Annotated in this window: 16 protein-coding genes; 7 read left to right on the top strand and 9 right to left on the bottom strand. The window is 52.5% G+C overall.

Annotated elements, in window-relative coordinates; all coding sequences use genetic code 11:
* Nucleotides 1–71: 71 nt before the first annotated feature.
* The 3 genes from cynS (at nt 72) to HB393_RS25640 (ending at nt 4,842) form a co-directional block, all read left to right on the top strand.
* Nucleotides 72–527, top strand: a complete 456-nt coding sequence (cynS, locus tag HB393_RS08240; protein ID WP_255550913.1) for a cyanase — start codon at nt 72–74, stop codon at nt 525–527.
* Nucleotides 528–863: 336 nt separating this feature from the next.
* Nucleotides 864–2,057 carry a PepSY-associated TM helix domain-containing protein gene (locus tag HB393_RS08235; RefSeq protein WP_213804683.1) on the top strand — a complete coding sequence of 398 codons (1,194 nt, stop codon included), beginning with the start codon at nt 864–866 and terminating at the stop codon, nt 2,055–2,057.
* 73 nt (nt 2,058–2,130) lie between these two features.
* Nucleotides 2,131–4,842 carry a TonB-dependent receptor gene (locus tag HB393_RS25640; protein WP_213804682.1) on the top strand — a complete coding sequence of 904 codons (2,712 nt, stop codon included), beginning with the start codon at nt 2,131–2,133 and terminating at the stop codon, nt 4,840–4,842.
* A 62-nt stretch (nt 4,843–4,904) separates the two neighbouring features.
* On the opposite strand, the gene HB393_RS08225 is transcribed toward HB393_RS25640, so the two are convergent.
* The 4 genes from HB393_RS08225 to HB393_RS08210 form a co-directional block, all read right to left on the bottom strand.
* On the bottom strand, nt 4,905–5,984 hold the full coding sequence (locus tag HB393_RS08225; protein WP_345945096.1) for an FtsX-like permease family protein: 1,080 nt from the start codon (nt 5,982–5,984) through the stop codon (nt 4,905–4,907).
* 115 nt (nt 5,985–6,099) lie between these two features.
* A complete protein-coding gene (locus tag HB393_RS08220; protein WP_213804680.1) occupies nt 6,100–9,825 on the bottom strand; it encodes a BadF/BadG/BcrA/BcrD ATPase family protein in 3,726 nt (1,241 codons plus the stop codon).
* A 129-nt stretch (nt 9,826–9,954) separates the two neighbouring features.
* Nucleotides 9,955–11,742: a hypothetical protein gene (locus HB393_RS08215; RefSeq protein WP_213804679.1), complete on the bottom strand. Its 1,788-nt coding sequence runs from the start codon at nt 11,740–11,742 to the stop codon at nt 9,955–9,957.
* A gap of 69 nt (nt 11,743–11,811) precedes the next feature.
* Entirely contained in the window at nt 11,812–13,098 is a 1,287-nt protein-coding gene (locus HB393_RS08210) for a radical SAM protein (protein ID WP_213804678.1), read from the bottom strand.
* A 371-nt stretch (nt 13,099–13,469) separates the two neighbouring features.
* On the opposite strand from HB393_RS08210, the gene HB393_RS08205 reads away from it, so the two are divergent.
* Entirely contained in the window at nt 13,470–15,545 is a 2,076-nt protein-coding gene (locus tag HB393_RS08205) for a sigma 54-interacting transcriptional regulator (protein ID WP_213804677.1), read from the top strand.
* Between the two features lie 245 nt (nt 15,546–15,790).
* Complete coding sequence (locus HB393_RS08200) at nt 15,791–16,084, top strand: hypothetical protein (RefSeq protein WP_213804676.1); 294 nt, start codon at nt 15,791–15,793, stop codon at nt 16,082–16,084.
* 50 nt (nt 16,085–16,134) lie between these two features.
* Here the strand turns inward: HB393_RS08200 and HB393_RS08195 are convergent, their stop codons facing one another.
* The 4 genes from HB393_RS08195 to HB393_RS08180 form a co-directional block, all read right to left on the bottom strand.
* On the bottom strand, nt 16,135–17,022 hold the full coding sequence (locus HB393_RS08195; RefSeq protein WP_213804675.1) for a DNA-binding domain-containing protein: 888 nt from the start codon (nt 17,020–17,022) through the stop codon (nt 16,135–16,137).
* On the bottom strand, nt 17,019–17,912 hold the full coding sequence (locus HB393_RS08190; protein ID WP_213804674.1) for a DUF692 domain-containing protein: 894 nt from the start codon (nt 17,910–17,912) through the stop codon (nt 17,019–17,021). The genes HB393_RS08195 and HB393_RS08190 overlap by 4 nt, the downstream gene beginning before the upstream one ends.
* 73 nt (nt 17,913–17,985) lie before the next feature.
* Complete coding sequence (locus tag HB393_RS08185; RefSeq protein ID WP_213804673.1) at nt 17,986–18,282, bottom strand: hypothetical protein; 297 nt, start codon at nt 18,280–18,282, stop codon at nt 17,986–17,988.
* Between the two features lie 248 nt (nt 18,283–18,530).
* Complete coding sequence (locus tag HB393_RS08180; protein WP_213804672.1) at nt 18,531–19,004, bottom strand: DoxX family protein; 474 nt, start codon at nt 19,002–19,004, stop codon at nt 18,531–18,533.
* Between the two features lie 162 nt (nt 19,005–19,166).
* Here HB393_RS08180 and HB393_RS08175 point away from each other — a divergent pair, with 162 nt between their 5' ends.
* Nucleotides 19,167–19,562, top strand: coding sequence for an MGMT family protein (locus HB393_RS08175; RefSeq protein ID WP_213804671.1), 396 nt, complete (start codon nt 19,167–19,169; stop codon nt 19,560–19,562).
* A 53-nt stretch (nt 19,563–19,615) separates the two neighbouring features.
* Here HB393_RS08175 and HB393_RS08170 read toward each other — a convergent pair whose 3' ends face one another.
* A complete protein-coding gene (locus HB393_RS08170; protein WP_255550928.1) occupies nt 19,616–20,071 on the bottom strand; it encodes an RNA polymerase sigma factor in 456 nt (151 codons plus the stop codon).
* A 793-nt stretch (nt 20,072–20,864) separates the two neighbouring features.
* Here HB393_RS08170 and HB393_RS08165 point away from each other — a divergent pair.
* Complete coding sequence (locus HB393_RS08165) at nt 20,865–21,494, top strand: response regulator transcription factor (RefSeq protein ID WP_213804670.1); 630 nt, start codon at nt 20,865–20,867, stop codon at nt 21,492–21,494.
* Nucleotides 21,495–21,500: the final 6 nt, after the last annotated feature.

The following is a 21,500-nucleotide window of genomic DNA, read 5'->3' as shown; positions in this document are numbered from 1 at the left end:
CTATTCGAAATATCGAAATGGGCGGAGTCCAGGCTCCGCCTATTTCCATTCACCAAACAACATGAGGAAGAATGAGCATGGCAACAAGGGAAGAGCTTACACTCAAGATTCAAGATGAGAAGCGGAGCAGGGGCTTAACGTGGAAGGCTATTGCGCAGGGTATCGGTTCCGGATCTCCGGTTCTTTACACAGCGGCCTTACTGGGACAGATGATACTGACAAAGTCAGAGAGTGAAAGTGCGGCGAAGCTGCTGGGACTGAGTGAAGCAGAAGCGATCATGCTGACCGAGCCGCCCAATCGTGGTTCGTCGACAGCCTTACCTCCTACAGATCCTCTGATTTATCGCTTCTATGAATTGGTGCAGACCTACGGCACAACATGGAAGGCATTGGTCGAGGAGGAGTTTGGGGACGGTATTATGAGCGCCATCGATTTCGAGATGCAGATCGAGCGCGAGGCGGATCCCAAAGGGGATCGGGTCAGAGTTGGCATGTCTGGAAAGTTCTTACCCTACAAGCGTTACTAGAAGCATGGCTTACATGCAGCGTAGAGCCTGGGCTGGGGGCTCCGCTGCATTTGCTGAGCGCACATCGGTCTGGTCTTTTGCCCACTGAATCCAGTTCCCAGAGACTTGACTCCGGTCGCGTGGTGTCGCCCGCCGGTGACTTTAATTTTTTATGATGTCATCGGCTTGGATGTTGATACTCAAGCTTGATTTAAATATACGACCAGTTTAGTCTTCATTTGAAGCGACAGATTGCCAGGGAGTCTTTTGGCGAAGCGTCTTGGCGAATTATGAGATCGATGACGGCTGGTGAGCGACCATTGGGTGGCTCTGTGGCCTCCATCCAATGGAGACAGTATGGGAGTACGCCGCCTTCTTTTTTGGGCACATCTGATCGTTGGGCTCGTCGTGGGGTTTGGTGTCGCTTACATGGCGGCCACCGGTTCTATCCTGGCGTTTCAGCCCCAGATCATTCGCTTTGCCGAACGCAACATCACCCCGAGTCTATTGGTGCCCGGGGAGATATGCGTGGCGCCTTCCACCTTACTGACAGCTGCTCAAGCGCAGAGCAGGCGAACTGCTACCTCCATACAGTTCTTCTCTGACCCTCGTCTTCCGGCACAAGTGACGTTGCAGAACAATGCGACTCTGCTTGTTGATGCGTGTACGGGAAAAGTTCTGGGAGAGGGCGCGAGCCGACTCCGAATTTTCTTCAACTCAGTACGTGACTTGCATCGCTGGGTGGCGCTGAGCCGAGGACAGAATGAGGGCTTACGAGCAGTTAAGGATGCTGCGAACCTTGGTTTCTTTTTTCTGTTATTGAGCGGACTGGTGCTTTGGGTTCCGCGTCAGTGGCGTGCGGCAAATCTCAAATCGGCGATGACGTTCCGCAAGAAGATGAAGGGCCGTGCGCGGGAGTGGAATCTCCACAATATCGCAGGATTCTGGCTGGCGTTGCCGTTGCTAGTGATCTCATCGACCGGCTCCGTCATGGCCTATGGGTGGGCGAACGATCTGATGTATCGAGCTGCAGGAACTCCGTTACCGCCTCGCGCGCCCGAGAGGCAGGTTATCAAGGGCTCGCTGCGAGACCTGACGCTTCTCGATCCTCTCGTCGCCCGAGCGAAACAGCAGGACCCGCATTGGTACAGTCTCCTGATGCGGCTGCCGGGCGAGAAGGACAAGAGCGTCACCTTCTCGGTCGATGAGGGGCTGGGCGGAAGGCCGGAGCAGCGGGCGCAACTTGTGATTGGGCTGAAAGACGCGAAGGTGATGCGTTGGGAGCCCTTCAGTAACCAATCTCGAGGGCGGCAGTGGCGGCTCTATACGCGATACCTGCATACGGGCGAGATGTATGGAGTTGTAGGCGAGTTGGTGGCGATGATCGCTGCCCTTGCGGGATTGGTACTCGTGTGGACCGGATTTTCGTTGGCCACTCGCAGGTTGATCGCTTGGAGAAGACGCACGGCGAAGTCCGCTAGAACGGTCTCACAAGAGCTGGTATCGAGTGTGCCGTCTATGAGCTCCTTGTCTCGTGTAGACACTAAATAATCCTCACGGTAGAACCCGCGCGGTGAAGCAGAAAGGTACGTCGATGTCTTCGTTACGGTCATTCGGTTGTGTTGTGTCATTTGCTGTTGGGCTACTCCTGGTTACTTCGATTCCTGCTGTGCAGGCGCAGGATCAACAGGCGCTGGCCCAGAGTTCGTACGTTTCGGAGATTCACGGCGTCTTGCAGGATGGTTCGGGAGCATCTATCGCGGAGGGCAATTTAGTTCTTACAGATTCAACGGGTAAGAGCTTGGAGACAAACAGCCATAGCGATGGAACATTTGTGTTTCGTGGGTTGGTTCCAGGAACACCCTATCGTTTATTGGTGATGGCGCTCGGAATGAATAAGTTGACGCGAGAGGGGGTTCTTGCTGGCGGACCTTTGCTGGTGTTGCCGATGCAGGTGGACCCGCTTCAACAGAGTATTACCGTCTTCGCGACATCGCCCGAGTTGGATACAGCGCCGGAATTGTCGAGGACACTGGATCCAACCGCGCTGACGCAACTTCCCAGCACCAACAGGAACCTGGCGCAGTTTGCAATGTTAGATCCGCGCGCCAGAAACACAGTTGGTTCCGGTTCGGATGGCCGAAGTTCGACACGTCTCACCATCAATAATCAGTCGTTTCGCTTTACGCAGTATGAGCTCGATGGGAGCACCGACTCGGACTTCATTTTGTCGAATGGCCCTCAGCAGAATGTGTCGATCTCGGCGATTGGAGAGTTCAAACTTCTGACCAACGAGTATCTGGCGCAGTACGGTCGATCGAGTGGCGGTGTCGTTCTTCTTTCGACGAAATCCGGCACCGATCAATTTCACGGAGAGGCCTTCGGATATGTAAGACCGTCGGGGATCCAAGCGGCGCCACCGGTGTCCACATTTCATGTGCCGAATGCTAAGGAACAATGGGGCAGCACGATTGGTGGGCCATTGCAGCGGGGTAAGACGTACTTCCTCGGCTCGTATGAACAGCAACATCAGGAACGCGGTGCGTTTATTCAATCACCGACGCCAGGTTTCTTTACTGGGATTCAGAACTCCTATATGGGTCTGTTGCGATTGGATCGGAAGTGGAATGACCGCGAGTTTACGACGGTACGGTTGAACGGAGACTTTCTCAAAAGTAATAACTTGAATGATGTGGTCGGGGGATTCGTTCAGGCGAACGCGGGCCGCAACGACATTCAGCAGAGTACAGCCGGACAGATTACGCAACGGTCGATGCTCGGGACCTGGCTAAATGACTTCAGACTTTCGTATTCGAATGCATTGCCCCTCTGGTACACCCCTTTTACACCGAGCATCCAGATTGTGCGACCAAGTTATTCGACCACTGGAGGTTCTTCAGTGGAGCATTTACGATCGCAGGCATGGCAGGCGGCTGAGACGATATCGAAGACCTTCGGAGCACATGCATTCACGTTTGGCGGTGACTACATCCACCAGTACACCAACTACAATTTCATCAGTACGCCGTTGGGGACGTATACCTTTGCAGCAGGCCCTCCAACACCGAATCAAATGCCGCTGCGCTATACGCAAACGGTCGGTGCACAGACCTTGAAGTACGGACAGGATCTCGTTTCCGCGTTTGCGCAGGACGAGTGGAAGGCAACGCGGAGACTCTCTACGAACCTTGGCGTTCGTTACGACTACCAATCAAACAGCTCCGGCGTTGCAAACTTTCAGCCAAGGCTCGGCGTAGCATGGGATGCATTCGGCAACGGAAACACTGTCGTTCGTGCAGGGGCTGGACTGTTCTACGACCAGATCTACGGCCAGTTGCAGCGCAACGCACTGAACCTTGGACCGAACTCTTCGGCGGCGAGTTACACAATTTCAAACCCGTCGTATCCGACGCCGCCGACAGTTGGAGGGGCGGCGGATCGCCGGGACATCATGTTGTTGAATCCGCGATTGAAGAATCCCTACACCATGGAGGTGTCAGCGGGAGTGGAGCAGAAACTGCCGATGGGTTGGGTACTGCAACTTGACGCTGTCTTCATGGGATCCAGACATCAGTTGATGCTCGATAATCTTAACGCTCCGACGCCATTCATCCGAACGGCGCCCGGACAGACGCGGGCCGCGGTAGCAGCGAACGCGACGAGACCTTCGCTTTTCTATACCCGCAGCGATGGAACGCAGATCGCCGTTGCGAACGTCGAGCAAGTCGACAACGTCGGTAACTCGCGGAACACCTCGGGCGAGGCGCAGATATCTCGCCGGTTCGGCGGCCTGTTTCAGTTTCAGGCCGCTTACCTGTACAGCTCTAATATCACTAACGTCTTCTTCACCGGCGGCAACTCTACAGGTACACCCAGCGTTTGGAATGTGAAGACTGGTGAGAGCGGGCCATCCGACTTCTTCCAGAGGCACCGCTTCGTTGCGACGGGCATTCTGAATCTCCCTGCCGAGTTTCGTCTTACTGGGGTTACTGTTGCTGCAACTGGCTTACCAGTGAATCCGCTGACGGGAGTGGATAACGACGGTGACGGAATCCTGGCGGACAGAGCCTTCGGTGTATCGAGAAACTCGTATCGCGGTCCTGCACAGGCGCAGACGGATCTTGCTGTGACTCGTACCTTCCACGTATGGGAGCGGCTGAGCCTCGAGAGCCGGGCGGAGATCTCGAATATTTTCAACCATGGAAATTATGTAAAGCTCACGACCACCTATGGAAATGGAGCAAGCCCGGGAAATAGTTTTATGATCCCGACGGCGGGAATCTCAAACAGTGATCCGGCAAGGCAGTTTCAGTTCGGTGCACGTCTTTTGTTCTGACGTGCTGAACGGAGTAGCAGGGTCTGTTCAAGCAGCCATGTGGGCCTGAAAATGCAAAGTTCTCATTCGTAGGAGAGAGCTTCCGTGACCTCTTGGCGTATGGCCTTCAACGCTGGAGCTATGGTGCCAAGTACTGCTCCCGTGACGGCGATAACGCCAGCGATTGGCCACCAGACGTAGACGGTCTCCTGGGTGAGGCCTGAGTGGCCGATATGTTCCAAGGACCACTGGGCGAGGTATGTAAGTGCGATTCCTGTGCAGGTGCCAGCGAGAGCCAGTACAAGTGTCTCCTTTAGGAGGAGGCTAAAGATCATGGAGGAGGAGGCTCCTAGCGACCGGAGAATGCCGATCTCTCGGGTTCGTTCGAGGACGGCCGTATACATCGCCATAGAGACGACGATAAATCCAACGACGACAGCGATCGCAATTACTACACCTATAAAGTTGCGAAGCAGACCGACGCTGTTGATCGATAGCAGCGATGTAAACTCTTCCATCGTATAGATCGGGTATCCTGGCAGGGTCTTGCGGAGTCTGCCAACGACAGTCTGGATGTGACTCGGGTCGTCGACTTTGATATAGATTTGGCTGAGGCGGTTCGGATTGCCGGTTATTTGTTGGAGCACCGAGAGTCTTACGCACATGCGAGCCAACTTGCCGGATTCAAAGACGCCTGCTACATGCCAGTCATGACCGACGAGATGGACGGTATCGCCCGCGTGAAGACGCTTTTCCCGCGAGTAGAACTCGTCGATAAGAACATCATTGTCCTTCTGGAAGGCACCTCCTTCAAGGAAGTGGAATCCTCCGCTCATTTTGGAGAACTGATCAAGATCAAGACCGGTGATTGTGTCGAGGCCTTCCAAGGGCTGAACAACAGTCCCTGTCACTATCGTTACATTGGCCTCCTTGGCCAGGAGTGGGATCAGCCGATCGCTCATGGGTGCGGAGCTGAGAGATATGATCGAAGACCCTGGTGGGCGGACCATGATGTCAGCTCCCACGCCCCGGGCACGGCGCGCTGTTCCGTCCAGCGTGCCGTAGCTGACACCGACGAGGGTGAGGATCATCGTCACTTCAACCGCGATCGCCAAAACGCTCAAGAGGGTGCGTATAGGCCGATGAGCGAGATTGGAGAGCACGAATCTATTGATGGAACTCCATGTAGCAACCATAGGGTCGATGGGCCGAGAGATTGCAGCCTAAATTTTAGAGAGTCGCGCTGCGGAGTCAGAGGTCTACAGCGCAACCCCGATATTAATCCCCTGCAGCAGCCAACTCGTATTGGTCAGGCGACTGATTGCGGAGGGAATGTTCAAAAGCAGCCAGCTGCGTTTCGATATTACCTTCGAGGCTTCGCCGCTTGATGATGTCTTCACGATAACGACGCAGAAAGTAATCGATAGTCTCGACACGAATACGGATAGATCCGGACGGCTTATTCTCGTCCAGATCTTTGAACGAAAAGTACGGTGTCCCTGATTGCTCGATGATGCCTTCGATGACTCCATAGATAGGAGCATCGTGACCGCACTTGAAGCTGGATACCTCGAGTGCGACGAGATTCGGGTGACGCGCGGTGAACTTTGCCGCCCACACCTTATGGTTGGTGCTGGTGGAGTAGCGATTTTTCCAGACATCGCTGATGTCGAGCGGGTGTGTGGTCATGCCTGCTCGAACTTCCTCTCCAAAGAGGCGATCCAGCAAGTCTTCATCCACGGGCAAGGTGCTTTGGGAGAAGACGGGATAACCGAGCTTCTGGAACTCTTCCATGATCTCGTGATTCAGGCCTGGATCATGATGATAGACGCGACCTAACATGACGATGCCGATGCGGTCTTCGCGTTCGAGTTGATCAAGGGTCTCACGCGCCTGCCGGCGAATATCTTCCTCGCAGGAGTGTAAGGACGCAAATCCCGCAGCCAGTGCTCGCTCATTCTCTTCACGACTGAGACCGAGTACAGGCCCCCAGGCTTTGAACATCTGATCGGCGCAGATTTTTTCGTCTTGAAGGTTGAGGATCGGATCGAGATAAGTGACACCGTTCTCCGAGAAGATGTCGCTCTCTTTCATGAACGCCGCTTTGACCGTCTCCGGGGTTGCTGTCACAGTTGGGCAGGCATTGGATCCGGTCAGATTCACCAAATGCGAGTGAAGCACGTCGTACATTGGGAACCAGATGGCATTGAGCGGCTTCTTAGGATGCTTGACAGCCAGTAAGTTGTAGACGTGTGCGATGCCTATCTTGGACGGATAGCAAGGATCGATAGCGCCGCGGCTCGCGCCGGTTCGGTAGAGCTCCGGCGTCGTGTAGTCCGAGTAGACGATGTTTTCGGACTTCAATCCGAGGCCGGCAAAGTATGCATTGAAGAGCGGGGCATAGGTGTAAGTGTTCAAGAGGCGGGGAATTCCTACACGAAAGTCCTTACGCCGCTCCATGAGGGAGGCCCGTTCCTTCGTCGCCTTCGAGATGAACAATCCCTTGGTTGACGGCACTGAGTCGGAGACAATCTCTACGTCGCGGTGACGGAAGACATCGTGCGCCGCGATATCAACGTAGTTAGGATTTACAGCTTTGATTTTATCGATGTCGGCCTTGATGTCTTTCATTTCATCAAGATCTTCGACGGTGCCTTTTTCGCAGGTTGCGATGATGAGTCGCTGTTCGCCAGTACGCAGAGGAACCTTCGTCTTGCGGGGCTGGAACTCGACGGGCTTTGGTAGTTCCACAACCTTATTCGATCCGGGTGAAAGCTGGATCTGGACAAGCGGCTCTATCTTCGCTTTGAAGGTGGATTGCGTGCTGGTCCCGCAACTTCCACCGGTACTGCAAGAGGAACCATGCGCTTCAACCGGAGGCAGGTTTGCCTGAACCTGTTCCAGACTGGGGAGGTTTGTTGCAATGGCTGTGACTACTTCCTCTGCAGTTGCGGCTCGATCTCCGGGAACGGAGTGAACATGATTGTGTTCTGTGCTTGGCTCCCCGGTTACGTCCACGTCGATGAAGGTTCGCAGGCAGTTGTTTTTGCAGAAGTAGCAGCGTGTATCTTCATTGCGCGTGGTGCGATAGCGAATGTTCGCGACTGCCTCGAGACCGATGAATGTCGTAACGCGACCGTTCCGCCAGAGACGTAGAGCCTCTTGTGCGGCTCCAATCGCACCAGACTCACCGCAGTGCTCGTGCACAATGATCTCTGGTTCCTTGCCGTTGGCACGGAAGCTGGATTTGATGAAGTCGACTTCAGCCTTGACCACTGCGAGATTATTTTGCGTGCCTCCCTGCAGGACGAAGCGGGAACCGAGTGCTGCAAGATTTGGAATGCTGGCGACGTAGAGGAAGACATTCTTAGGCAGCACGTCGGCGAGTCCAGCAAGAATCTCTTCGGATCGCCAACCTTGGCGTTGAAAGTTCACGATGTCAGACTGCATGAAGACAGCGCAACCATAGCCGAAGGATGGCATGGATTTAGCAGAGAAGGCGAGGTCTGCGAACTCTTCTACCTTCATGCCAAAGCCTTCAACGGTTGACTGTAGGAAGTATCCGTTGCCTGCGGAGCACTGTGTGTTCAGCTTGAAATCTTTTACACGGCCATCCTTGAGGACGATGAGCTTAATGTCCTGGCCGCCGACATCGACGATGACATGCGGATCATCGTAGAACTTGAGCGCTGACTCGGTGTGCGCCACCGTTTCGACCAGAGCGACATCGGCGTTCAATACGTCCCTGAGGATATCCTTTGCGTAGCCGGTCGTGCCCACGCCGAGAACCTCTAGAGTTGCGCCTTTGCTTTCGATCTGCTCTCGCAGTTTTTCAAACATCTCAATCGTGTCTTGAATCGGATTGCCGTTCGAGAGCTGATAGGTCTTACAAAGTATCTCTCCCTGCTGGTCCAGTACGACAGCTTTGGTAGAGGTCGAACCGCCATCGATTCCGATGAAGCCAGATACGATCTGACCTGGAGTAAAGTCAGCGGGAATAAACTTATTCTTTTTGTATGCCGATTTGAAAGCGACGAGTTCTGCATCTTCGGCGACGAGACCCTTTCCGCCCGCGATAGCCTTCTCTTCTGCTCGGCCATACTCGATGTAGTAGAGGAGTTTATCGACGCCGAGATAACGTCCGACCTCTGGCTCCTCTTCCTTTCCGAACTCGACTGATCCCAGGGCAGCGAAGTACTGCGCGTTCTCCGGGACTTTGATTAATTCTTCCGGGGTCATGCCTTCCGGGATCTCGACCTTGCGTTCCTTCCACATGCGCGGAATATTGGTCTGCCAAGCCTCACGCATACCACGAATAAATCCATTCGGGCCGCCGAGGAGAAGCACATGCGGACGCAAGGTATGCCCACGGGTCAACACACTAAGGTTCTGCAAAACGATCGCCTCGAAGAGGGAAGCCATCAGCTCATCTGGAGGGGTGCCCGTCTTTTGCAGACCATTGATATCTGTTTCGGCGAAGACGCCACATTTGCCGGCGACTTTGTGCAGCTTGATATCGTGATATCCCTGATTGGAAAGCTCCGCCGCTGGGATCTTAAGCTTGGCGTTGATCTTGTCTATCACTGCGCCCGTTCCACCTGCGCACTTATCGTTCATCGATGGAATCTTCTTTTTGCGGCCCGTCTCCTCATCATCTTTGAAGACGATAATCTTCGCATCCTGCCCGCCCAATTCGATGACGGAGTACACCTCGGGATGTAGTTTCTCGACGGCGAGGGAGACGGCATGTACCTCTTGTACAAACTTTGCGCCGATCATCTCGGCGATTGTGCCGCCACCCGATCCGGTAATGAAGATGCGTGTGTTGCCTGAGGCAATGCCGGCTTCATCCTCCATGCGACGCAGGAACTCGAGGACCTTTTCTGGCTGTCTCGTCTCGTGGCGTTGATAGTCCTGCCAGATTGTCTTATCTGTCGCTGCTTCAACCACAATTGCTTTGACGGTTGTAGAACCTACGTCCAGGCCAACTAGGAATTGGTACATTACCGTCTCCTCGAGTTTTAATCTCGGTGTTGGGGAAGAGGGCTGGACATCTCAGCTGCTCCTCTATATGAGAGACAATGCCCGGGCTGTCACCCGGGCGGGATTACTGCGCTGCCGCGACCTAACGTGTCAGGCGACTTGTTGCATGGGAGCCGAGACCTGCATTCGTTTCCGCCACGCGGTGTCTTTGTTCATCAGATCACTGACGTGCCAAGCGAACTGCGCAGCCGTCCCAGCCAGGCCTTTTCTGTGCGGGAATTTATAGAGAGCTTGCTTCAACTGCGGATGTTCATCAACGTAACTTCGCAACTGCTCCAAGGACTTTCCGGTCTGCTCTAGTACTCCGTCGAATTCAGCGCGTGCTTTGGCCTTGGCTTCTGCAAGTGCCATCTGGACTCGGCTGTGTGCATTTACCTCACCTTCGCCGGAGGTCTCGATGGGAAGAAAGATCATGTCTTTGTATTTATTGACGACCCGGGACTGTACACCATCCGATTGCGTCGATGGCATGCAGCCAAACGGCTTCAATGCCAAGACCATATGGCAAAGATGGTTCACTGTGTAGTAGACGTTCTTGCCGACCTCCATGTAGCCCTCGCCACCACGGGCGAGTTGGTGGTAGAAGGGATGCGCCAACTGTGAAAGCTCCTGCTGAGGAATCAGATGGTGCGCCGTGTCACCCATGTGCTTAATGGTGCGGTGATAGAAGTAAGTCCACATCGCACTGCCAACACTCAGCCCTCCGGTCTTTTTAAAGACCCTGAGTTCATTTGCGAGGCGCTTCCTCACCTCGTACCACTTGGGATCGCAGTAGGGAGCCTCGGCATCTGCTCGAGCCTTAGAGCCTTCCTTTGCCACATACATCATGTAGGCGATCCAGGTTGCGATTGGTTCGACCAGCACCTGCGCACCCTCTTTTTCCAGAAAGGCAAACATGTTGAAGTTGCCGTCGCCCTCGGTTGTCTGCGCCCAGAACTCGCCAGTGATTTTTATGACCGGTTTCACCCGTAGGCGGTCTACCTCGATTGCATTGATGCTGTCGCGACAGGTATGGAGAGCATCGACATATTCTTTACCGTATAGGTTGTGGCCTATCTTCCCTAATGTGCATCCGAGGCCTTCGATCTTCTTGTGCTTCTCAAGGTAGGGCTTTGCCCACTGGGGGGCGGCATCCATAATATGCCACCGTTTCCGATCGCGAAGCGTGTCGGTTAAGGTCTTTACCGAATCCCGGATCACACGGTCCGTCTCGCCCTTGTTGGCTTCGAATGGACGCACTTGATATACCAATTCGTTGATGACATCTCCTAGGTTGAGAGCGTTGAGCATGCCCATCCCGAAGTCGACGGAGAACTTGAGTCCCGGCTCACCGCTCGCGGCCTTGATTCCGTCGGTCTGTTGAAAGAGCAGTACGCGGAAACCATCGAAGCCCGCGTTCTGAAGTGCAAATCGATATTCGGCTTCATACATACCGAATCGGCATGGTCCACAAGAACCTGCAGTAAAGAAGACGTAGTTGTCGATGATGTTTTGACGCGTCAGGCCCTGCTGTTCGAGCTTCTGGAGATAACGCACCAAGTTACCAACGGTGAAGTAGGTCGGGTTACATTGCCCATTATTGCCAAATTCTTTGCCCGCCTGGAAGTCCGCCACCTCGGGGGTGGGAATGTTTTCGCAGCGATAGCCACTGCCGTGGAAGACGGCTTTAATCATCTCTTCGTGCTTCCAGGTAAGACCGCCAAAGAGAATCGTTACGTAGTCGCGTTCCTCCGCTGTGAACGTACGCTCTTTCGGTTTCTTGAACTCGCGCATCCGCGCCAGACCAGCTTCCGCGCGAAGACGCGCCCGTTCGGCATCGATCCGTGCCTGGATTTCTACTTCGAAGTCTGTTTGAACGATCTCTTCGACTACCGGCATATGCGTCTCCTTAGCTCAATGGCGTTGGTAATGTTGGATTGTCTTATGCGATTAGCAAGGGAGGTGAGACTACATTTGTCCTTTCATCCCCTGGAATCCGTGTGCGAGTTGTTTGAAAAAGTACTTGATGACGCGTTGGTCGTTATAGCACCACCCTAAGATATGGTTCAGGGTAGAGAAGCAATGGGTCTGGCAGGTCTCTTTCTGGTGCTCTAGTTGTTTGGTATCGAACTTGTGGTCGCCGACTACACCCCAGTCGTAGCTTGCTGTATACATTGGGAAGCAGGGCGCCAGAGTCCCATCCACGCGGATGATCATGGAGTTCTGACCTGCACGGCAGTTCCAGGGAAAGTGGTTTCCCTTCATGAAATCGACCATCTGCCACAACCGCGCATTGGAGTTCACCATCTTGTATCCGGAGTCCTGCTTTTCGGTGAGCCATTGGATCGTCTCTTCTACTGCTGGCCAGTCGTCTCTGGAGATATAGGTGACGTTGTCGTCGGCGTGTTTGAAGTGCTCATCCTGCTCGAGCAATGGCGATTCATTGATGTGGTAATCGGTCGCAATGCCGTTATCACGGGCTATCTCGGTTAGCTGTCGCACATCGTCCAAGTTGTTGCGGCAGATGTTGATATTGAGAAAGACCGAATAGCCATAGTCGTACTGCTTGCGGACTAGATAATCGAACTGCTTGCGAATCGGTGCAAGCGCTTTAGGCAGACCTGGCTTCAGGTCGACAGCATCTACCGCGATATTGAAGGTCGACAGACCGGCATCTGCTAACTTGTCGATGACGTCTGTGCGCAATAGGCGGGCGTTGGTCGGTAGATAGATCCAGAAGTTCTTCTTCGCGGCATAGTATGTGATCCGATGAATAAAATCCGGCCGAAGAAGAGGCTCTCCCCCCATGTAGGCGAGCACGCGGCAACCGGTGCTATGCAGCCAGTCGACAGATCGCTTTGCCGTATCCTCACTCATTCCTTTGACCTTATTGTCAAAGGCCCAACAGTAGTGACAGTCGAGATTGCATTTGAACTCAGTAAATAGATACGCGATCAGCGGATGGAAGTCTCCCGCGGTGACTCTTGAACGAACATAGGGGAAGAGCCAGCCCTGCATCGCGTGATAGATCTGCCCCGGGGTCCACTTACGTTTTTCGGGTGGAACCCATTCGACAGTTTCGTCGACGGGTTGCAGCAGCTCAGGGCGCTGCGGAAATACTGGGTCAGGAAATGTTTGCGGCTGTCCGATGGGTTGCAGTCCCGGCGGGGTTAAGGTCGATTTAGTGAGTAGGTCGTGCAGCGGAACGTCCAGCCGGAAATTCGGAGATTGTTCGGTATGCTGCTCCAGTTCCATTGGGCCCCCATCATAAACAAAAATAAAAGACACGATCCGAAAAGTTCAACGGCTAGGTCCTAGTCTTAGCTGGTCAGTCTGAAGCAAACGATGCGCCATAGATTGCAATCCATCTAAATCTAAGTAAATATTTGATAGAAAAGAAAATTCAGGAACGGAGATTGAGCTTATTTGGTGTTGCAAAATGTTTTATGCCAGCCTGTTGGCTCACTGCCAATAAATTGGCACACAAACGCGAATCAATAGATAGATATCAAACTAATAAGAGAGAGCAGTCCTTGCCACCTTCAGCCCTTAAATCTCATCTATGAGACATCCTGAAAGAAGGGAGAGTGTTGAATCGAAATATGAGGAGGCCATATCTCCAACTTATGCCTTCAAACGATACTGCACGGCATCCCGAGCAGATCGAACAACTTCTGCGTTTTGTGCGACAGTTGGAAACTCATTTTGACGTCGAATCGCTCTTGCATTCCTTGCCGACCGAACTCTCCAACCTTGTCACTGCTAATACCATTGCTCTGGTCTATCGGAATGAGGACGGCCTGTCTTGGTATATCGTCGAGGGCAATAATTGTGTATCCGGAACAGAGTCCGAAGAGTCTCCAAGCCAACAGTGGCAAAATGAAATTTGTCAGCTGGTCTCTGAACTTCCTCATGTAATTTTCACTTCTCTTAACGAGGGGAGCGGGTTTCCTCGCGTTGGTCAGTTCTTTGAGGAGCATGGAAATCAATCGCTCTGCGTGCTATCTCTCCATACCGCACTCTGCCGTTTGGGGGCAATTTGCTTTGCGAGAAGCCAGCAGGATGCTTTCTCGGAAGAGGAAGCTGACCTTTTGTCGTTGATCGCCGACTACATAGCATTGGCGATTGACGATCGAATCAACTTTGCCCGTTCAGAGGCTGTGCGAGCTCAGTTGGATAGTGAACGCACTAAGCTGAAGCTTATCCTCGACTTGAATAACAGTGTCGTATCCAACCTCGAGCTGCGAGAGGTTCTTAGGTCTGTCTCTCCTAGTATTCGTAAGGCCATGCAACTAGATGGCGTAGCTCTAATCCTGCCTGAGCACGAAAGCAAACAGCTTCAGTTGTATGCGTTAGATTTTCCGGATAGTAGAGGTCAAGTGCATGAGGAGATGTTGAAGCCCCTCGATGGCTCATTGGCAAGCGAAGTCTTCCGCTCCGGAAGACTCTGGGTGGGAGACATCGAGGCATTCGATAGATCGGATTTCAACAACGGTGTTCCGTTCGTGGGTGGGTTGGAGACGGTCTGCATGCTGCCCCTTACGCGCTTCAAAAACACCCTCGGAGTACTTTGTTTGGTGAGGCTACGCAAAAATGCTTTTACTCAATCAGACATCGAGTTTCTTTCGCAGATAGCCGGGCAGGTGGCGATTGCGATCGACAATGCATTTGCATATCGCAGAATTACAGAACTCTCCGACAAATTGACTCAGGAGAAGCTCTATCTAGAAGACGAGATCCGCAGCGAACTGAACTTCGAAGAAATCATCGGGAATAGTGCGGTGCTGCGACAAGTGCTGCGGCAAGTTGAGGCTGTGGCGCCCACAAATTCGACCGTACTCATTCTAGGAGAGACAGGGAGTGGAAAGGAACTTATAGCGCGTGCTGTTCACAATCTCAGCCGAAGGAGCAGCCATCCGTTTGTAAAGCTGAACTGCGCGGCGATCCCAACTGGTTTACTGGAAAGCGAGCTATTCGGCCATGAGAAAGGGGCGTTCACTGGGGCCATAGCGCAGCGGATTGGCCGTTTTGAGTTGGCTTCACAGGGAACGATCTTTCTCGATGAGATCAGTGAGATCTCGGTTGAACTGCAACCAAAACTTCTGCGCGTACTCCAAGAAAGGGAGTTCGAAAGGTTAGGCAGTTCGCGCACGCTTCGGACAGATGCCCGCTTAATCGCAGCAACCAATCGCGAGCTGAAGGCGATGGTGGAAGAGCAAAGATTCCGCTCCGACCTTTTCTATCGATTGAATGTTTTTCCAATTTATGTCCCACCACTCAGGGAGCGCAAAGAGGATATCCCATTTCTTGTGAGGCATTTCGCTCAGCATTTTGCGCGCAACATGATGAAGGATATCGATACGATCTCCGCGGAGGCCATGAATGCGCTGGTTCGCTACCCGTGGCCAGGAAATATTCGGGAACTACAAAATGTAATTGAGCGTGCGGTGATCTTATCCAAGGGGCCTGAGCTGAAGATATCTCTTGCGGACCTGAAATCGAAGATCCCTGATGCAGGCGCTCATACCAACGGAGTCGCCACTTTGGAAGAAATGGAAAGAAAGCATATCTTGTCAGTTTTAGAGCAGACGAATTGGGTCTTCGCCGGTCCGAACGGAGCCGCTGCGCGACTTGGAATAAAGCGACCGACACTCCAATTTCGTATGCAGAAACTCGGAATTTCCCGTCCACACAAGTCTTAGATAACTCGTTTCCGCTTGATAGGCAAAGCGCATCCGATGCCAATTAGTTGGCATGCTGCCAATCTATGAGCATTAGGGTGATTAGTCGTCTTGTAAATTGGCGGGATCATTCTGACTTATCACTTAGGCATGGTGATTGCATAGCAATATCAAAAGACGTAGACGGCCGGGACTAATACAAAGATCGGACGAGGATCGGATGGTGGGTAGCTCCGCTCTGATGTCGAACTGTAAGGACGAGTATCATGTTACGCATCACAGTCACCGAGAACGCATCGGAGCAACGTTGGACTCTTCAAGGCCGGCTGACTGGGAATTCTACCGACGAGTTGATAGCAAATTGGAAGACTAATCGAGATAGTTTTCCATCTAGAAACTTTGTCGTCGATCTAAACGACGTGATTTCCATCGACAAGGACGGCGAACAGGCTCTTCTAATGATGATGCGCGATGGGGCGCAGTTTGTGGCGACCGGCCTGTATACGAGGCACCTTCTGGAATCGCTTTCGATGCAGATTGCAAATGAAGCGGATCACTGATGATTCCCTACGCATGGCGCGGTTTCTGGCCCAAGGTGCTGATCGTATCCCTAGCCTTCATTTTCGGCTTGCTTGCAAAACCAACCTAATTCGGCGGCGTGTGAAAAATATTCTTGGATCTTCGCCGCTTGGCCTTCCGGAGACAGCGAGCTTTGCACGAAGGCTGCTTCAAGAGCGCTTCCTAGAGGGCGGCCGTTTTGTAGCGCAATGAGTAGCAGGAATGCTTCGTGGTCCAAGCGCCTGTAATAGACAGAGTTTTCGTAGCGATGAATTGCAAGATAGATTGGCGAGCGTCGCATCTTGGGTAACCGAACCTTGCTGCCCTGTTTGCGTTCAGATACAGCGTTGCTCATAATGTCGCGGCGGCTGGTCTCCTGGTGTACGGCAAGGACAAGTTCGTCCACCGGATATTTGAGATCCAACAACTGCAAATGAGGCTGTAGGCGCAGGTTGGACTCGGCCGTTAGGAAGGTGAAATCGGAGGCCATCAAAGGTGAGAGAGAGGCGCCGTCGAAGGCCTCAACATATGCCCACTCCAAGCGAGCGACATCCAGAGTGAGATCTTGACGACGGTTTGCAAACTCAGGATGCGCCTCGAGCCATTGTGGCAATTTGGAGCCAAGGTTGCGAAGGGTAAATGAAGTGGATGGATTCTCTTTCAGATACTCCAGGATGAGACGACTGAATATCGTATCTCCCAACAGTGCATTCAATGCCGGATAGTCTTCTGCGACAGCCTCGGTCACTCGAAACCAGTATTGTCGGTTGTAAATTTCGAGACGTTCAAACGAGGTGAGCTGATCGTTTGGCTTGATATAGCTTTCAGCGCGCGCCTGGGTAGAACTCCCGTCAGACATTGTCGGCCGCATTTGAAAATCGGGCGTGAGGGGACGCATTACGTCTTCCGCCATACGCCGTTGGAACTCGAGAAGGTTCAAGGATGGACCGCCTCTGTGACATTACTGCTTACTACAGCGCCTGGAATTGCTGGAGGAGTCGAAGACTCTAGATACTGATTTGCCTTCAAGGCCTCTGAATGTACCTCGTTGAAAGAAGGAATATTGTCATCCCATTCAAGCAAGGTTGCTGTTGGCCCGGTCCTCTCGATCGCACGCGCATACAGACCCCAGACGGGATCGAGCACAGGATGGTCGTGAGTATCGAGCGTATATTTTTCAAACTTCGAATGCCCGGCAACGTGGATCTGTGCAATCCGCTCGACAGGAACGCTGTTGATATATTCGAAGGGGTCAAAACCATGATTCTGGGACGACACATAGATATTGTTGACGTCGAGCAGGATGCCACAGTCCGCAGCTTCGACGACCTCATTCAAGAACTCCCACTCGGTCATCTCAGATTGGTGGAACTCCGCGTAGCTACTTACGTTTTCGACCGCAATTGGAATTTCGAGGAAGTCTTGCACTTCGCGGATTCGAGCCGCTGTAGTTCTTACAGCTTCAAAAGTATAGGGCATCGGGAGGAGATCATGCGTATATCGGCCATCGACGCTTCCCCAGCATAGATGATCGGATAGCCAAGGAGTCTTCGTCCGCCGAGTGAGCGTCTTGAGTCTCTTGAGGTGTTCGCGGTCCGCTGGCTGAGCCGATCCAAAGTACATCGATACCCCGTGCTGAACGACACGGTAGCGATCAAGGATTTGGTCAAGAATTTCTAAAGCTCTGCCGCCATCGACCATGTAGTTCTCGGAGATGATTTCAAACCAATCTACGATGGGCTGCTCCGCAAAAATGTGATCGTAGTGAGGGACCCGTAGGCCAATGCCTACTCCATATTCGCTAAATCCATTGAAACGATTTGCTGGCATTCCCAACTCCGTTGGCATCGATTCGTTGTGAGCTGGAGGCTTGCTGGAATCCTAGCCTCCAGCCAGGGGAGAGTTAGCTCTTTGCTGGTGGCTTCGAGCCGTCAGTAGCGCAGCCACCCTTGCCCTTGCAATCATTCTTTCCTGGGTGCTTACCGCCGCCCTGTCCCTTGCAATCATTCTTTCCTTTACAAGAGTGCTTGGGGAGATCGGGCTGTGTGCTTTGAGCGAGGAGTACACCGGCCTGGGAAGACTGGCTCACCGTTGGTGTGGTGTTCGGTTGTGCGGATTGTGCATTTACACGGACTGTGGTGCCACTGAACAGACCTGCGAATGCGGCGGCTAATGCAAGCGATTGTGCTGAATTCTTCATGGGGTAACCTTTCCTTTCGGTTGAGCCATACGCGATGCGCGCTGGACGTTGATTATGACTACCGCGAATCATAGCAAGGGATGAAAAGGAATTTCTCCTGTTTTTCTTTGATCCCGCACATTTGAGTGCAAAGAGGTTCGAAGGTTACAGGGAAGATCGACCACGAGATAAAACGATGATGGAGAGCCTAAAGACTTGCGCGCATTGCAGTAAAGGATTAAGGTCTTCATCACCATTCTCAATCTCTTTCACTTCCGTTCGATCGAAGTCCGGTAACGCTTTGCGAGTACAGCATCTACGGAGAATAGCCCCGCGCCAAATACCATCACGATGATAGACGCAACCAGAAATGTGTATGGATCAGCGACATAAAATTTACCTGGATCGGAGAAGATTGAGAAGAGCGCTTCATGGTCCGCTGTCCAATATGCGACCAGCATATTGATGGCGAGTAGCAATCCTGTCAGTCTGGATGCCAGCCCCAGGATGAGCAGGATTCCGCCAACGAATTCGAGACAAGCTACGAAGTGCGCACTTGCAGCCGGAAATGGGATCTGTAGACTGGTGAAGTAATCAGTGACCTTGTCTAAGTGGTGCAGCTTGCCCCAGCCCGACTGTTCCAGTTGCCATCCCCAATAGAGTCGAATGGCCAGAAGGAATGGCGATTGGAGGTACGAGACAAGATTCGAAACACGAATATACAACTGAATCAAACTCTTCATTACAGCCTCGTTTCTCAAGCGTCTAGTGCCGTGCATAGTTAAGGTAGCGCTATTTCAATGCCAAACTCCGGACCATCAGGATCTCAGGCGCCATCCGTTTCCATGTTCTTAGAGTATTCGTCGTTAATTTGGTTACAGAAATGAGGAATTAGCGGTAATAGTATGAGCAAAAAAACATTAATGATATTTGGAAGTGAGCCTGGCGCAAGGGCCAAGCTAAAACGGCAATTAATTAGATCGGGGATGAGACCGAACGATGATCGCGATGCGGCGTTTCGTCGGATCATACACTCCATTCCCAGAGGCAAAGTGAGCACCTATGGAAAGGTCGCGGCTGCGGCTGGTTATCCGCTCTACCATCGTGCGGTGGCGCGATTGTTGCGAGTCGATGTAGCTTTGCCATGGCATCGCATTGTGGGCGTAGGGGGACAAATCAAAGTGCCCGGTGCGGGCGCGGCTGAGCAGCGTCTGCGCTTGCAGATGGAGGGCGTTAAGTTTCGCGGTCGGCGTGTCGATATGGAAAAGTACGAGTACCCGCTAAGACCATGGGATACTTAGAAGCTGACTAGGCATGTCATTGCGGATCGATCTTCGCGGCAAGTCACGTATGCCTAAACACCGAGCGCGAGTCGTAGCGTGGCCCTGGCTCTGGCCAAGTGTGACGTAACCGTATTAGTCGGGCAACCTAGGATGGTAGCGATCTCTTGATAGGAGAATTCCTCGAATTCTCGCAATAGGATGACCTCGCGAAATTCTAAGGGAAGTTCTAGGATCATTTTCCTGACGCTCTCTTCTTCCGTCTCTACTTCATAAGAGTGCGGAGAACCAGGTGTCTGGATCGGTACCGCATTTGCTTCTGTGCTCAGTCTTTGGTGCAGTTGGGCGCACCATACAGTTCTCAAAATTCTAAATAGCTCGCACCTTACGTTCTGCTCCAACCCTAAATATCTCTTGGTTCCCAAGGCGTGATCGTAGGTCTTTTGTACTAGATCATCTGCTTCGGTAGGACTATGGGTAAGCGATATGGCGTAGCCATAGAGTCCATCAATATAGTCCAATAGGTTCATGTTGTGCATGCTTGAAGTAACCCCGAATTGCGAACCACGGTCCTTGATTGGAGCCTGTCTTTGAAGAGGCATAATTTTCTCCAATGGGGAGCTGGGACAGACCGGTTTAGACCAGATTGACCACGACGTCGATATTTCCCTGTGTCCTTTGAAATCCGAACACCCGGGTGTGTGCATCGCCGTGGATTGGGTGACTTCGTGCTCTATTTCGCAGACAGAAATTCAGGTAAATCCTGAAGAATAGGTAGCGCTAACAGATCCACTTCGACTAATGAAGGTTCAGTTGAGAATCTTGACCTTCATTTACCCGCTGCCATCACATTTCTTTGAAATGCATGCAGTTGCAACTCCTAAATATGTGACTCCCCTGACACTACCAGTTCATGAGAAAGATCTGAAGCCTAGGAAGAGGCAGATGGTGCCCACCCTTTTGGGGCATAGATAACCTTTCGTCTCATCGACGATGATAAGGAGGACGATCTCGGATAATAGCTTGCATGAAGTAGACCAGTCTAATTCATGCATGAGATAGATATATCGATAGTTTGGATAATGTGAATATCTCAATCCAGAAGATTGATCAGTATGAGCATGGTTCGCCGAAAACGGCTCCGATTCAAGCCACGCGTTGACGTTAAGGCCTGCACAAGCAGAGCTATACTTACCGTATTGGCGAATTCCGTTTCGTGCAGTCAATCTTACCGAGCCGGATGCTCTATAGCCTTGTAAGCTTCGGGTTGAGTCTTCGATCCATACTTTCAGTATCTAGCTGATTATTCTGCAGTGAGGACCTATGTCTCAACCAAGCGTGATTCGAGTCCTGTGTGTCGACGATCATCCCCTTGTGCGGGATGGAATCAAGTTTGCAGTCCAGGCGCAAAGTGATATGACTCTCGTTGCCGAGGCGAGCAACGGATTACAGGCGATCGAACAGTTCAATCTTCACTCTCCCGATGTGACGCTGATGGACCTGAAGATGCCTGTGATGGGAGGCGTCGAGGCTATCATTGCGATCCGAGAGATTCACCCATTGGCCCGGTTCATCGTACTCACAACCTACTCCGGGGATGTGCAAGCTGCTCGTGCCTTGAAAGCGGGCGCTTCCGGCTATCTCTTGAAGGGCTCGATGGGAATCGATCTTCTCCAGGCGATTCGCGATGTGCACGCCGGTCGACGCCGCATACCAGCTCAAGTGGCCTCGGAGATCGCGGAACATGTGGATAGCGATACACTTTCGCCGCGAGAGATTGAAGTATTGAGAAGCGTTGCCACTGGCAGCTCGAATCGTTCTATCGCTTCGATCCTTCGTATCTCAGAGGAGACAGTCAAGGGTCATATGAAAAACATACTGTCCAAACTCTCGGCGAATGATCGGACACACGCTGTCACGATCGCGCTAAAACGAGGATTTTTAGACAGCTAATAAATC

Origin of the sequence: Granulicella sp. dw_53, from assembly GCF_018449545.1 — a bacterium.
In the GTDB taxonomy this organism is placed as follows: domain Bacteria; phylum Acidobacteriota; class Terriglobia; order Terriglobales; family Acidobacteriaceae; genus Edaphobacter.
Note: the sequence above shows the minus strand (reverse complement) of the source record. Positions and strands in the feature narration are given on the sequence as shown.